Origin of the sequence: Actinoplanes subtropicus, assembly GCF_000721705.1 — a bacterium.
In the GTDB taxonomy this organism is placed as follows: domain Bacteria; phylum Actinomycetota; class Actinomycetes; order Mycobacteriales; family Micromonosporaceae; genus Actinoplanes; species Actinoplanes subtropicus.
The window spans coordinates 81224-94607 of the sequence record NZ_JOJL01000010.1 but is presented as its reverse complement, the minus strand read 5'-3'; the positions used below and the strand labels follow the sequence as shown (position 1 = coordinate 94607).

Annotated in this window: 12 protein-coding genes; 4 read left to right on the top strand and 8 right to left on the bottom strand. The window is 72.5% G+C overall.

Translation table 11 applies throughout. The features are described 5' to 3' along the window. Positions 1–98: 98 nt before the first annotated feature. The 3 genes from IH26_RS0115715 to IH26_RS0115705 form a co-directional block, all read right to left on the bottom strand. Complete coding sequence (locus IH26_RS0115715; RefSeq protein WP_030436934.1) at positions 99–4268, bottom strand: nSTAND1 domain-containing NTPase; 4170 nt, start codon at positions 4266–4268, stop codon at positions 99–101. Between the two features lie 90 nt (positions 4269–4358). Then, complete coding sequence (purU, locus tag IH26_RS0115710) at positions 4359–5264, bottom strand: formyltetrahydrofolate deformylase (protein ID WP_030436933.1); 906 nt, start codon at positions 5262–5264, stop codon at positions 4359–4361. 58 nt (positions 5265–5322) lie between these two features. Further along, the gene (locus IH26_RS0115705) at positions 5323–5586 is read right to left on the bottom strand and encodes a hypothetical protein (RefSeq protein ID WP_211268654.1); all 264 of its coding nucleotides are present in this window, start codon (positions 5584–5586) and stop codon (positions 5323–5325) included. Between the two features lie 19 nt (positions 5587–5605). Between IH26_RS0115705 and IH26_RS0115700 the strand changes: the two genes are divergently transcribed. Next, positions 5606–5929, top strand: coding sequence for a substrate-binding domain-containing protein (locus IH26_RS0115700; protein ID WP_084598856.1), 324 nt, complete (start codon positions 5606–5608; stop codon positions 5927–5929). A gap of 13 nt (positions 5930–5942) precedes the next feature. On the opposite strand, the gene IH26_RS0115695 is transcribed toward IH26_RS0115700, so the two are convergent. Then, positions 5943–6398: a cupin domain-containing protein gene (locus IH26_RS0115695; RefSeq protein WP_051808179.1), complete on the bottom strand. Its 456-nt coding sequence runs from the start codon at positions 6396–6398 to the stop codon at positions 5943–5945. A gap of 129 nt (positions 6399–6527) precedes the next feature. Here IH26_RS0115695 and IH26_RS0115690 point away from each other — a divergent pair, with 129 nt between their 5' ends. Both IH26_RS0115690 and IH26_RS55855 read left to right on the top strand, forming a co-directional pair. Beyond that, positions 6528–7349 (top strand): polysaccharide deacetylase family protein, encoded by an 822-nt coding sequence (locus tag IH26_RS0115690; RefSeq protein WP_030436929.1) that lies wholly within the window; start codon positions 6528–6530, stop codon positions 7347–7349. Positions 7350–7400: 51 nt separating this feature from the next. Next, complete coding sequence (locus tag IH26_RS55855) at positions 7401–9197, top strand: sensor domain-containing diguanylate cyclase (protein WP_051808178.1); 1797 nt, start codon at positions 7401–7403, stop codon at positions 9195–9197. A 16-nt stretch (positions 9198–9213) separates the two neighbouring features. On the opposite strand, the gene IH26_RS0115680 is transcribed toward IH26_RS55855, so the two are convergent. Further along, positions 9214–9666 (bottom strand): hypothetical protein, encoded by a 453-nt coding sequence (locus IH26_RS0115680; protein WP_030436927.1) that lies wholly within the window; start codon positions 9664–9666, stop codon positions 9214–9216. Positions 9667–9731: 65 nt separating this feature from the next. Here IH26_RS0115680 and IH26_RS0115675 point away from each other — a divergent pair, with 65 nt between their 5' ends. Then, positions 9732–10682: an MBL fold metallo-hydrolase gene (locus IH26_RS0115675; RefSeq protein WP_030436926.1), complete on the top strand. Its 951-nt coding sequence runs from the start codon at positions 9732–9734 to the stop codon at positions 10680–10682. Between the two features lie 9 nt (positions 10683–10691). Here IH26_RS0115675 and IH26_RS0115670 read toward each other — a convergent pair whose 3' ends face one another. The 3 genes from IH26_RS0115670 to IH26_RS0115660 form a co-directional block, all read right to left on the bottom strand. After that, the gene (locus IH26_RS0115670) at positions 10692–11456 is read right to left on the bottom strand and encodes a PIG-L deacetylase family protein (RefSeq protein ID WP_030436925.1); all 765 of its coding nucleotides are present in this window, start codon (positions 11454–11456) and stop codon (positions 10692–10694) included. A gap of 71 nt (positions 11457–11527) precedes the next feature. After that, positions 11528–12523, bottom strand: a complete 996-nt coding sequence (locus IH26_RS0115665; RefSeq protein ID WP_030436924.1) for an alpha/beta hydrolase — start codon at positions 12521–12523, stop codon at positions 11528–11530. A gap of 206 nt (positions 12524–12729) precedes the next feature. Next, complete coding sequence (locus IH26_RS0115660) at positions 12730–13368, bottom strand: DedA family protein (RefSeq protein WP_051808177.1); 639 nt, start codon at positions 13366–13368, stop codon at positions 12730–12732. Positions 13369–13384 lie beyond the last annotated feature (16 nt).

The window sequence follows — 13384 nt, the reverse complement described above, 5'->3', positions numbered from 1 at the left end:
GCCGTGCAAATGCGACGAACGCTCACGAACTCGTGCGGATCTTGTTTGCCTCGGCAAGCGTCGGGCGTCCTGATGTGGCACCCGTCACATCAGGGGGGTCAATCCCGGCAGAGGGCCGGCGGTTCGTCGCCGGCGGCCCGATCGGCCGGCGCCGCCAGCCCGCAGAGCCGGCCGATCGCGTCCGCCGGATCCAGCCACCAGACGCCGACCGTCGCGTTGTAGAGCCCGGCGAACAGCTGGCGTGAGTCCGTGCTGAACCGGATCTGCCCGTAGTTGGTGTCGTTGCCGCGGACCTCGGCCACCTCGGCGCCGGTCGTGGCGTCCCAGAGCAGGATCAGGCCGTCGGAGGTGTCGGTCGCGGTGGCCAGCAGCGCGCCGTCCGGCGACCAGACCACCCGGGTGAGCGGCGCCGGATGCCGGCCGATGTCGCGCAGCGGGGTCAGGCCGTCCACCCGGAACACCCGGGCGGTGTTGCCGGGAGTCACCGCGAAGGCGGTCGAGTCGGGGCTCACCGCGATCTCGTCGAGCGGGGTGTCCGGCAGCCGGCGGGAATCGACCACGGTGAAGTCCCGGGCACGGAAGCGCCACACCGCGCCGTCCTGCCGGATCGCCGACACGTCCGTCAGCCGGTTCGCGGTGACCAGCAGATACTTCCCGTCGGGGGTGAAGGCCGGCTGCATCGAGAGAAACCCGGGCAGGTGTATCAGCGCGACCGTCCGGTAGGTCCGGGTGTCCCACACGATCACGTCCGGATCGTCGGCGTCCTGCACCTTGTTTCTGTTCTTGTCCAGCTCCCGGCTCGGATTCACCACGGCGGCCAGCCGTGTGCCGTCCGGCGAGAAGACGATGTTCGCGGCGAACAAGGAGGCCGGGACGCGCAGCGTCTGCCGGAGCCGCAACTGCCGGTCGTAGAGCAGCACCCGGCTGTCGCCCTGGCCGAAGACGGCGGCCAGCGTCCCGTCCGGGCCGTACGCGAGGCCGGCCGCGACGTCGGTGGCGTCCACCTTGATCGTCGCGTGCAGGGCCCCGGTTCGCGGATCCCAGACCCGGATCGCCGCGTCGTTCGAGGTGGTCGCCAGCCAGCCGCCGGCCGGGTCCACCGCCAGGTGCGGGATCGCCTGCGGGTGCGGCAGGGCCGAACCGTTCTGCCAGATCAGCGTCGGCGGGTCCTTCTCCCCGACCAGGGCGACCAGCCGGCCGTCCCCGGAGACGGCGACATCGTTGGGCACCGAGATCAGGTTGCCGAGCGGGAGCCGGCCGCCGTTCAGCGTCAGCCGTAGCGTCTCGCCGACCCGGGAACTGCCGATCAGGACGGTGCCGTCCGGCGTGACCGCGAGATTCTGGTACGACTGCGCCGGCTGCGGGAGGGCGCCGCCCGGGTCGGTGAGGTCGATCGGCCGCCAGCCGTCCTCGAGACGGCGCGCCTGAACCGGGGGCGTGCGGGCGCCGGTGGGGTCCATCGCGGTGCTGTAGACGGTGTCGTCGGCGTCGAACCCGGCATGGCAGATGCCCGGCAGGCGGGTCTGCACGGTCCGGTCGGCCAGCCGCAGCACCACGCCGCCGTACGGCCCGCAGAAGGCCAGATATCGTCCGTCGGCGCTGACCCGGACCGTGCCGCCGCCCGGGACCGGGCTCGAGAACGAGGCGGCCAGGCGCCCGTTCGACGGGCTCCATTCACCGATCTGCGGGCTCGGCACACCGGAGCGGGCGGCCACCAGCGCCGACGAGTCGGGCAGCCAGGCCACCCCGCCGTTGGCGTCGAGCCGCCGCGGCTCGCCGGTCGCCAGGTCCCACACCGCGACGCCCCGCGGGACCTCCGAGCCGGCCGCCAGCCACCGGCCGTCCGGCGAGAAGGCCAGGTAATACATGCGGTCGGTCGGGTTGTGCAGCACGTCGCCCACCCGCCGCTGCGTCGCGGTGTCCCACAGCTGGATCGCGCCCGTCCGGTAGCCGACCGCGACCCGCCGGCCGTCCGCGCTCACCGCCACCGTCTGGCCCCCGGCGAACGTCCCGAGCCGGACGACCAGCTGGACCTGCTGCGCGTAGATCAGCGCGCTGCGGGCCTCGACCGTCGGCGCCTGCGCCCACGCTTCGACCGCCTCGTTCACCGAACGCAGCGGATCCGCGTAGTGGTCGGTGCGCGCCTCGAAGGCCAGCCGGTCCGAGGAGGTGACCCGCTCGCTGGACCGGGCGGCGCGGGTCTGGCCGAGCGCGGCCAGCCCGCCCGCGACCGCCAGCAGCAGCGCCACCGCGAGACCGGCCACCAGCCGCCGCAACCGCCGGGTCGTGCGCCGCTCGGCGAGCTGCTGCCGCTCGGCCGCCTCGATCGAGGCGGCCAGGAAGCGCCGCTGCGCCTCCGGAGCGTCCGCGATCAGCTCGCGGGCCGCCGCCAGCCGGGCTCCCCGGTAGAGGGCGTCCGGGTCCTCGCCGGCCGCCGCCCATTCCCGCGCGGCCTCGGCCAGCCGCCGGCGCAGCAGGATCTCCTCGCGGGCGTCGGCGAGCCAGCCGGCGAGCCGGGGCCAGCCGTCCAGCAGCGCCTCGTGACTGATCTCGACGGTGTCCTCGTCGGCGGTGACCAGCCGCTCGGCGATCAGCGGGCGCAGCACCGGCATGTTCACCTCGGCCGGCCGGGCGCGCCGCCGGACCGCTAGCCCGTCCACGACGGTGACCAGGCCGAGCAGCTCGGCGCGCAGCGCCGCACGGCCGGGTTCGTCCAGCGTCGCGTACACCCGCTCGGCGCTCGCGGCGACGGCCCGGCGGATGCCCCCGGTGGCGCGGTAGCCGGCGACCGTGAGCGTGTCGCCCTCGCGGCGCTCCCACGTGGCGCGCAAGGCGTGCGCCAGCAGCGGGAGCGCGCCCGGCTGGTAGTCGTGCAGCAGCATCTCGACCAGGCCCGGCTCCACCGTCAGCCCGGCGTCGCGGGCCGGGTCGGCGATCGCCCGGCGCAGTTCCTCCTCGGTCAGCGGCCCGACCACGACCTGGCCGGGGCCGAGGAGGGCGGCCATCGGCGGCAGTTCCGTGCACTGCGGGTAGAAGTCGGCGCGCACGGCAAGGATGAGCAGGGTCCGGGGGAGGGCGGCCAGTTCGGTGACGAAGGCGGTGCGCTCGGCCGGGTCGGCGCACTGGGTGAACAGCTCCTCGAACTGGTCGACGAGGACGATCGTCCGGGTTCCGGTTGCTGCCTGCGCGCCATTTTCGGTTGCCGCCTGCGCGCCGTTTTCGGTTGCCGGTGGTGCGGCGTTTCCGGTTGCCGGTGGTGCGGCGTTTCCGGTTGCCGGTGGTGCGGCGTTTCCGGTTGCCGGTAGTGCGGCGCGGAGGGTCGCCAGCGGGTGGGCGCCCGGCGTGATGATCACCCAGGGCCAGGCGCCGCTGCCCTCGCCCAGGCCGTCCGCCGCCACCAGGGGCAGGAGGCCGGCCCGCAGCAGCGAGGACTTGCCCGCGCCGGACGCGCCGACCAGCACCACCGGTGGGCCGCCGAGCAGGTGTTCGTCGAGCCGCCCGAGCAAGCGCCCGGCCAACTCCTCGCGACCGTGGAAGAACGCGGCGTCGCCGATGTCGAAACTGGCCAGGCCGGGATACGGCGGGACGTCCCCGGCCGTCCTTTCCGCCGTGGACTTCTCCGCCGTGGACTTTTCCGCCGTGGACTTCTCCGCCGTGGACTTTTCCGCCGGGGGCTTTTCCTCCGCGAGGCGCAGCGATCGGATCAGCGCGGTGGTGGCGGCGAGCGCGCCCAGCACCCGGGTCGTGTCCCGGCGCTGCTCCTCGGCCTGGCGGCTGAGCCCGAGCCGGATCTCGTCCAGGACCCGCCGGGTCTCCAGCGCGAACACCTGGAGGCTCTCGAACGCGGCGGCGAGCCGCTCCCGGTCCTCCTCGCCGGCGGCCAGCAGCGCCGTCTCCACCGCGCCGACCGCGTGCAGCAGCCCGGTCAGCTCGTCGCGCAGCCCGGTGTCACCGCTTTCCAGCCGGGCGAGCAGTTCCGCGGCGACCGCGTCGCGCCAATCCTGATCGCGGTGATCGGAGGCGCGCGCAGCGGTCGCCGCAAGCGCGTCCGCCAGGTAGTTGGTGCCCATCCCGCCGAGCTGGTTGAGCGCGGCCGAGAACTCCGCCGGAGCGCCCAGGGCCGCGCCGGCGACCGGCGCCATCGCCGAGGCGGAGAGAAAAGCGAGGATGGCGTACGGCGTGGCGCGCCGCACGCCGGAGCCCGCGGCCCGCACCCACGACCGGATGCCGGACCGGGCCCGATCGGCGGGAGACGGCGACACGTCCATCGCCACTCATCGTGTCATGGACCGTCCATTGTGTCCTTGATCGAATCCGATCGCCGGCCGCTCCAGGCTCCGGCTCGCCGGCTCGGGCTCTCAGGCGAAAACGATCGTGTGGTTCTCGTGCCGGATCACCCGGTCCTCGCTGTGCCACCGCACCGCCCGGGACAGCACGTCCCGTTCCACGTCCGCGCCCCGGCGCTGCAGGTCGGCCACGGTGTCCCGATGGCTGACCCGGACCACGTCCTGCTCGATGATCGGGCCTTCGTCCAGGTCCTCGGTGACGTAGTGCGCGGTCGCGCCGATCAGCTTCACGCCCCGCTCCTTGGCCTTTGCGTACGGTCCGGCACCGATGAACGCCGGCAGGAACGAATGGTGGATGTTGATGATCGGCACGCCCAGCCGGCCGATGAACTCGCCGGAGAGGATCTGCATGTACCGGGCGAGCACCACGAAGTCGACGTTGCCCTGCAGCAGCCGCAGGTGTTCGGCCTCGGCCCCGGACTTGTCCGCGCCGGCCGAGGGCACGTGGAAGAACGGGATGCCGAACGAGCGCACCTCGCCGGCGGTGTCGGGGTGGTTCGAGATCACCATCGCCACCGTGATCGGCAGCTCGCCCCGGCGGTGCCGCCAGAGCAGGTCGAGCAGGCAGTGCTCGGCCTTGGAGGCGAAGATGGCCACCCGCTTCGGGATGGACAGGTCGCGCAGGGTGAAGTCGAGCTCGAAACCCTTGTCCATCTCGGCCCGCAGGTCCGCCTCGATCTGCGGGAGGGCCACCTTGAGGTTGTCCCGCCCGAAGACCGTACGCTGGAAGAACGCCCCGCCGTGCGGGTTGTCGCTGTACTGGTCGAGCGACACGATGTTGGCCTGGTGCTTGGCCAGCACGGCGCCGACCGCGGCCACGATGCCGGTGCGGTCGCGGCCGTGCACGATCAGCGAGGCGTGATCGGCCAGTGGTGTGGGCGACGCGGCACGGTGCGGTGCCGCCTGGGCGATCGTCACGTCCGCCCTCCTTTCCGGGGTTCGTCGGTGATCCAGTGCGTGATGATATATCCCGTTTTCAGTCGCGGCGGTACCGCGTACGGGCGTGCTCGTTGTACGGCGCCGGCTGCACGGTCGCGCGGATCCGCGGCAGGTCGACCGGCTCGCCGGTGCCCGGGTCGTCGCCCCAGACCACCTCGACCCGCGTGCCGGGCGCGGCGTGCTCGAGGCCGACCAGCGACAGCGCGATGACCGCGTCGTACGGCGCGAGCGAGGCGGTGTGATACGTCGTGCCGATCAGGCCGTGAGCGTTTTCGATCCGCTGGCGGGCATAGCTGAGCACGTAACCGTTCTCCGCGTCGATGACCCGGCGCGCGGCGGGAGTGGCGGCGATCGCCGAGTTCCGCGCCGAGCACCCGGAGGTCACCGCGATCGCCGGCTACGACGACGACACCGCGCTGCGAACGCTCACGGCCCTGCGCGACCTGGGCGTCCCGGTCCCCGCCGAGCTGGCGGTGATGGGCTTCGACGACACGGAGTACGGCGCCCTGGCCACCCCGTCCCTGACCACGGTGCACATCGACGCGGAGGCGCACGGCCGGCTGGCCGCCCGCCAGGCGCTGGGCCTCGACCTGGACGGCCTGACCCCCGCCCACGGCGAGGTCATCGCCCGCGAGTCGGCCTGACGGGTCGCGTCGCCTACTGGAAGGGGCAGCCCGGGTTCGGCGCGTCCTCGGACAGCGGTGCCCCGTGCGGCAGCACATAGAGCACGTCCAGGATCACTTCGGTCCCGCCGAGATTGCGCCCGATGTGCACATGGGTGGCCCCGCCCGGCTCGAAGACGAACGATCCGGTCCGGTACACGCCGTCCGGCTCGCAGTCCGACTCAAAGTGGCTGAGCGTGCCCTTGCGTACGACCGCATAGAGGTTGCCGTCGTGGGTGTGCCAGCCGGTGCTCTGGCCGGCCGGGAGGTGGATCTCCCGGAAGACCAGGTCGTGGTCGCCCACCGTCCGCTGCCAGAGGATCTTGCCGGTCACGCCCGGCCCGGGCGGCGTGGCCTCGGCCGGACCGCCCAGCAGTGACAGGCCGGTCACCGCCGCGAGCACTACCGCGGCGCGGGACCGGAAGTTCCGATTCGCTCGTCTTCGTCGCATAACGGACCCAGCGTCGCACACCCGGGACCGGACATTTCGCCTCGGGTCGAAATGGTTACCGAACATGAGGAAACTTACAAGATCGGCTCGAGGTGCACCCCAGCCCGGCGAGCGAACGTCTCCACAAGCATGAAGACGAGCAGGATCATCGCCGCGGGTGTGTTGCTGTCGGTGCTCGCCGGGTGCGGCGACGGCGGCGGGACCTCCGCCTCCGGCAGCGCTTCCTGGCACGCGTCCGCGGTCCCGTCCGCCTCCGCGGCTGGTCCGCCGGTGCCGGGCGTCCCGGCCGCCGCCGTCGATCTGCCGGCCGATCTGCTGGCCCGGATCCCGCGGTTCGGGCCGCCGCCGCCGGCGACCAAGGTGACGCTGCCGCAGAACGGGACGGCCGGCTGGTTCCAGCGCATCCCGACCGATCAGAAGATCGCCTTCATCACCATGGACGACGGCATCAACAAGAACCCGCTCGCGCTCAAACTCTTCCAGGCCGCGCACGTTCCGATCACGTTGTTCCTCGAGGTGAACGCGGTCAAGGACAACCCCGGCTTCTTCACCCCGTTGCAGGCGGCCGGCGCGACTATCGAGGACCACACGATCAGCCATCCCGACCTCAAGGGCAAGTCGTACGCGTACCAGAAGCGCGAGATCTGCGGCGGCGCCGACTGGTTGACGCAGCAGTACGGCCGTCGCCCGGTCCTGTTCCGGCCGCCCTTCGGCACGCACGACGCCAATACGCTCAAAGCCGTGCACGACTGCGGCATGAAGGCCGCCTTCTACTGGAAGGAGACGACCGATCACGGCGTCGTCTTCTTCCAGGAGGGCAAGACGGTCCAGCCCGGCGACATCATCCTGATGCATTTCCGGCCGCGGTTCGTGGACGACTTCCTGGCCGTGCTCAACGCCGTGCACAAGGCCGGACTGACCCCGGCCCGGCTCGAGGACTACATTCCCTGACCCTCACCCCGGCGCACCCGCGCCGCAACATGCGGGCCGTGTACTGATCGGGTGCGGCAAATCCGGGGACTGTTCGCCGATCCCGTCCTGGGCGTTCTGGGACTGCTCGGCGTGCTCGCCGTGCCCTGGTTCCTGACCGGGGCGGGCGGGTCGCTGTCCAGTTGGGCGGTGCAGTGCGGCATCGACCTGGCGAACCTCTGGCTCTGCACCCGGCTGTACCGCCTGCCCGGGAACGGCCGGCACGGCCGCCGCTTCTGGGCGGCGGTCAGCGTGGCGATGGCCTGCAGCACGGTCGCCGACTCGTACCAGACGATGCTGGTCGTCTCCGATCGCGCGACCGCGCAGGGCAGCACCGTGCAGACCGGCCTCGTCGCCGCCGGAATGGTCGTCGTGGTCGTCACCATGCTGTTCCATCCGCTCGGCGGCGCCGGCCGGCAACGCCTGCGGATGTGGCTGGACGCCGCGACCGTGCTCACCGCCGTCGCCGCCTTCCTGTGGTACTTCATGCTCGCCGGCGCGCACCTGGGCGAGCGCCTGGCGAGCGCGGTCACCGCGGCCGTCATGCTGCTGGTCACCTTCGGCCTGATCAAGCTGATCTACAGCGACTCCGCGCCGTTCGATCGGGCGCCCGGCATCATCGGCGCGCTCGGCGTGACCGGCACCGCGGTCTGCGCCCCGATCGCCATGATGCTCACCGGCCAGGCCGGCAGCCCCGCGATGTACCTGGCCCAGCTCGTCCCCTGCCTGCTGTTGCCGGTCAGCCTGCGCCTGCAGGAGCGATCCAACCGCCGGCAGGCCGGGCCCCGGGTCGCGGCCGAGCGCAAGGGTTTCTCCCGTCTGCCGTACGCCGCGGTGGCGGGCACCCAGCTCCTGCTGGTGGGGGCGTTGCCGACGATCGGCGCCGGAATCCGGATCTGGGGCGTGGCGGCGGGCGCGCTGATCAGCACCGGACTGGTCCTCGCCCGGCAGCAGGCGGCCTTCCACGACAACGAGCGTCTGGTCACCGAGCTGGGCGCCGGCCGGGAATGGTTCAGCGCCCTGGTCCAGCAGGCCTCCGACCTGATCGTGGTGGTCGGCACGGACGACATGGTGCAATACGCGAGCCCGGCCGCCGAACGGGTCCTCGGCGTCGTCGCCGGGCTGCCCGCCGCCGACACGATCGATCCGCGCATCCACCTCGACGACCGGCCCGCGCTCGACGCGCTGAACCGGGAACTCGCGGGAGCGGCCACCGCCGAGGCCGAGCTGCGCTTCGTCCAGGACGACGGCACGCACCGATGGCTGCATGTGATCGCCACCGATCTGCGGGACAACCCGAGCGTACGAGGTGTGGTCTGGAACAGCCGGGACATCACCGAGGCCCGCCAGCTGCAGGACGAGCTGCGCCACCAGGCCACCCACGACGTGCTGACCGGGCTGGCCAACCGGGTGCTGTTGCAGCAGCGGGTCCGCCAGGCCGCCCCGGACGCGCCGATCAGCATCCTGCTGCTCGATCTGGACGGCTTCAAGCAGGTCAACGACGGACTCGGCCATCACGCCGGCGACGAGGTGCTGATCGCCGTGGCCCGGCGGGTCACCGCCGTGCTCGGCCGGGCCGGCACGGTGGCCCGGCTGGGCGGCGACGAGTTCGCGGTGCTGCTGCCGGGCGCCGATCCGGATCGCGCGCGGGTGCTGGCCGACCTGATCGCGGCCGCGGTGGCCGAGCCTATCCCGGCGGCCGGGACGGTGGTCACGGTCGGCGCGAGCGTGGGGGTGGCCACCGGGCCACCGGCCGACGCCGAGCGCCTGCTGCGCGCCGCCGACGAGGAGATGTACCGGACGAAGCAGGCCCGTCGCACGGCCGCGTGACCTCCGCGCCGAGGGTTCAGTCGAGGAGCCAGGTCAGCAGGTGGGCGCCGTACGGGGTGACCGCGACGATCCCGACGACGAGCCAGGCGGCGGTGACGGCCGCGATGCGGCGGAAGAGCGCCCGGTCGCGGCGCCGGGTGCGGAGCAGGCCGGCGGCGCCCAGCAGCAGGGCCGCGGCGGAGAGCGGATAGACGAAGAAGCCGAGTGCCCGGGACAGGCCGAACACCCAGACGACGGGATTCCACTCCGAGTCCGGGCCGACGATCGGAAAGGACGCCTTCGGATCGCCGAGGCGCTCCAGGCCGGGCCGGAGCAGGGCGCCCGGATCGCGCCGGTGGATCACCGCGGCCACCAGGATGACGTAGCTGCCGAGCAGGTAGGCGGTCAACGCGATCAGTTGCGACCAGAACACGACCCGGCCGCCGGGACTCCCGGCGAACGCGCGGACAGGAACCTGCACGTCGGTCATCGCCGTACGCTATCGGCCCGCCGCAAACGCCGTCGGCCACCCACCGCCACCGGTACTCTCGGCGGATGATCAGCGCATCCGGCCGGGATCCCGTGTCCACCCCCGACGCCGCCCGGCTGCACGAGGTGGCGCCCGGCGCGTACGCCTGGGTGCAGCCGGACGGCACCTGGTGGATCAACAACGCCGGGGTGGTCGCCGGCGACGACGGGCTGCTGGTCGTCGACACCTGCGCGACCGCGGCCCGGACCGAGCGGTTCCTGAGCGCGGTGCGCGCGACCGGGGACGCGCCGATCCGGCTGGCCGTCAACACCCACCAGCACGGCGATCACACGTACGGGAACAGCCTGCTCCCGGCGAACACGGTGCTGATCGGTCATGAGCGGATGCGCGAGGGCCTGCGCGTCGATCCGATCATCGACGGCTGCCCGCCGTTCTGGCAGCCGGTGCCGGACTGGGGGCCGGTCACCCGCCGCCTGCCCGACGTCACGACCGGGTCCGGGCTGACCGTGCACGCCGGCGATCGCCGGGTCGAGCTGATGCACCCGGGCGGGCCGGCGCACACCGCCGGCGACCTGATCGCGTGGCTGCCCGAGCAGCGGCTGCTCTACGCCGGCGACCTCGTCTTCGCCGGGCTCACCCCGCTGGTCTTCATGGGCTCGGTGCCGGGCGCGCTCGCGGCCGTCGACTGGCTGGCCGCCCTCGGCCCGGCCACCGTCGTGCCCGGGCACGGTCCGGTGCTGACCGGCCCGGACATCGAGCGGGTGTTCGACGAGCACCGTCGCTACTACCGCCTGGTGCTCGCGATCGCCGGGGACGGGCTCGCGCGCAACCTGACCCCGCTGGAGGCGGCGACCAAGGCTGACCTCGGCGAGTTCGCTGACTGGGCGGACGCCGAGCGGCTCGTGGCGAACCTCCATCGGGCGTACGCCGATCACGCCGGCCGCGACATCGACCTGATCGCGGCGTTGACGGACACGACCGCCTGGCTCGGCGGCCCGATGCACACCTCGGTCTGAACGGCCCGATCAGAACAGGCCGAGTCGGAAGACCTCGAAGCTCGCCGCGTACTTCGTGCCGAGCCGGGCGCCGGTCTGCCGGGAGAACCCCTCCAGGAACTCCTCGGGGTCGAAGTCGCCGGAGCCCAGCCCGCGCAGGTACGCCGCGTGTGCCTCGAGCGAGCGCACACCCCGATCGAACGTGTCCGTGGTGTCCACGGCGTGTTTCGATCGGGGCGAGCCGGCCGCCCACACCTCGCGCACGCCGCCCCACCGCTCCAAACCGTCATTCTCGATCTGCTCGCGGAACACCCACCGGTTCGCGGCGTCCCGCACCGCGTCGAGCACCGCCCGCCCGGTGACGATGTGATCGGACATGTTCAGGGCGTTGCCCTCGTCGTCCCAGCTGTCCCGGAGATTGCCCGTGATCACGATCTCCGGCCGGTGCGTGCGGATCACCCGGCTCAGCTCCCGCCGCAACGGCACCCCGTATTCGAGTACGCCGTCCGGCAGCCCCAGGAACTCGACCGTGGAGACCCCGACCACCTCGGCCGACGCCCGCTGCTCGGCCTCCCGGACCGGGCCGGCCTCGGCCGGGTCCATCCCGTCGATCCCGGCCTCACCGCTGGTCAGCAGCACGTACACGATCTGTTTGCCCTGCCCGGTCCAGCGGGCGATGGCGGCGGCCGCGCCGAACTCCAGGTCGTCGGGATGGGCCACGATGGCAAGGCCGCGCTGCCAGCTCTCGTCGACGGGCTGCAGCGGGTTGGGCACGGACGGCGCGTCAGCAGTCATGTGCACATCTTGCTCGTTCCTCGCACCGCCCGGCATCGCCGGCTCTCGACGAGTCGGCCGTGGTGTGCGGATCACAGGTGGAGCGCCTGGTGCAGGAAGCGTTCGATGACCTCCAGGGTGGGGCGACCGGCCGTGGGGTGGCCGGCGACGTCGCTGAGCACCGTGGCGACCGGATGGGCCGGGGAGACGATCGTTTTGTCGTGACCGGCCGCCGGCACCGCGTACAGGGTGGCCGGTACGTGCGCGGAGGTGAGCGCTGCGAGGAGCAGTTCGCTCTGGTGCAGGGGGACCAGCGCGTCCTGCTCGCCGTGCGCGATCAGGAACGGCGGGGCGGCGTTCGTGACGTACGTGATCGGATCGGCGCTCTCGACCTTGCCGGGACAGGTCCGGATCGGGCAGCCGAGCAGCGACGACTCGGGGGAGTGCGGGTCGTCGTGGCAGGTGGTCAGCGCGAACGATCGGTTGAACGAGTCGCAGGCGCCCGGGAGCATGTGTGCGTTCATCTGCGCGAAGTCGGTCGGGCCGTAGAAGTCGACGACCGCCTGCACGTCGCTGGGGTAGCCGGTGACCCCGACGCGGCCCTCCAGCGAGCGAACATGACCGGTCACCCCCGCCATGGTCGCCGTCCAGCCGCCGGAGGAGTCGCCGAGCACGGCGACGCGGCGCGGGTCGATGCCGAGGGAGCGGGCGTTCCTGCGCAGCCACCGGATCGCGGACTTCACGTCGTAGAGCTGAGCCGGGAAGCGGGCCTGGTAACTCGATCGGGTGGAGACGCCGACGACCACGTAGCCGGCGGCGGTGAAGAACGGCGCCAGGCCGGCCGCGTACGCCTTGCCGTCGTCGCCGAACCAGCCACTTCCACCCATGACGATCAGAACCGGTCGCCGGACCTTCGTGCGCCGGCCGGGGAGGTACAGATCGAGGAGATGCCCGTGACCGACGGCCGGGGCGTACGCGATGTCGGGGTGGGTCTGCATCTGCCCGCCGGACGAGGCGGGCGCGGGCGTCCCGGCGATGAGCAGAGCGATGATCGCGATCAGGCCGGGAAGGATGCGGGGTCGGGCCATGGGCTCCTCCTTCGGCCGATGTTCCCAGGCTAGGGCGCATTTCGGCGAGGGTGATCCTCTTTCGCGGCACCCTGGGGTATCCGTTGCGGTTGATCCGTGTAATGGGTTGGATGAGCCGTTCGTGCACCTTCGCTCATCCGCCTCACCGGTTCATCGGAGCCCCAGGAGGCGCGCCCGCCCCGAGCCGGGATCCCGGCGCAGGTCGCTCAGCGGTGGCCGGCGGCGACCAGTTCGCGCACGGGGGTCTCGAGCGGGGCGGGCCGGGTCGCGATCGGCCGGATCGGGCGCCGCCGCTTGTCCACGAGGGTGAAGATGCTGGCCAGGGTCATGCCGATCGCGATGCCGAACGCGGCACCCAGCAGCGGCGAGTGGGCGAACGTCGCGCCGCCGAGACGACCCAGACCGATCGCGTACGCCGCCCAGGCCGCGCTCGCCAGCGCCGAGAACAGTCGGAATCGATCGCGCGGCAGCGACACCGATCCGGAGGTAATGGTGGTCGCGGTCCGACCGTAGGGCAGGAAACGACCGAGCAGGATGGCGGCGCCGCCGTATTTGAGCAGTGCGTGCTCGGCCTTCGCCCGGGCCGGCGCCAGCTTGCCGCGCGCGGCTCGGCGGCCCGCCTTCCGGCCGAGCAGATAGGAGACCCGATCGCCGGCCATCCCGCCGGCCGCCGCGGCCACGGCGAGCGCGGCCAGGTCCGGCCTGCCGGTCGCCGAGAGGGCGCCGAGACCGATCACCAGGGTCTCGGACGGCACGATCGGGAGGAAACCGTCGACCGCCACGGCCACGAGAACCACCAGATACAGCCACGGCGAGGAGATCAACGGGGTGAGGTGGTCGAGCATGCCTTCGACCGTACGG

Bases quoted from the DNA above. Each gene is read 5' to 3' on its own strand.
- IH26_RS0115680 (WP_030436927.1), bottom strand. From the start codon at position 9,666: ATGACCGACGTGCAGGTTCCTGTCCGCGCGTTCGCCGGGAGTCCCGGC.
- IH26_RS0115675 (WP_030436926.1), top strand. From the start codon at position 9,732: ATGATCAGCGCATCCGGCCGGGATCCCGTGTCCACCCCCGACGCCGCC.
- IH26_RS0115660 (WP_051808177.1), bottom strand. From the start codon at position 13,368: ATGCTCGACCACCTCACCCCGTTGATCTCCTCGCCGTGGCTGTATCTG.
- IH26_RS0115715 (WP_030436934.1), bottom strand. From the start codon at position 4,268: ATGGACGTGTCGCCGTCTCCCGCCGATCGGGCCCGGTCCGGCATCCGG.
- IH26_RS0115665 (WP_030436924.1), bottom strand. From the start codon at position 12,523: ATGGCCCGACCCCGCATCCTTCCCGGCCTGATCGCGATCATCGCTCTG.
- IH26_RS0115690 (WP_030436929.1), top strand. From the start codon at position 6,528: ATGAAGACGAGCAGGATCATCGCCGCGGGTGTGTTGCTGTCGGTGCTC.
- IH26_RS0115700 (WP_084598856.1), top strand. From the start codon at position 5,606: ATGACCCGGCGCGCGGCGGGAGTGGCGGCGATCGCCGAGTTCCGCGCC.
- IH26_RS0115670 (WP_030436925.1), bottom strand. From the start codon at position 11,456: ATGACTGCTGACGCGCCGTCCGTGCCCAACCCGCTGCAGCCCGTCGAC.
- IH26_RS0115695 (WP_051808179.1), bottom strand. From the start codon at position 6,398: ATGCGACGAAGACGAGCGAATCGGAACTTCCGGTCCCGCGCCGCGGTA.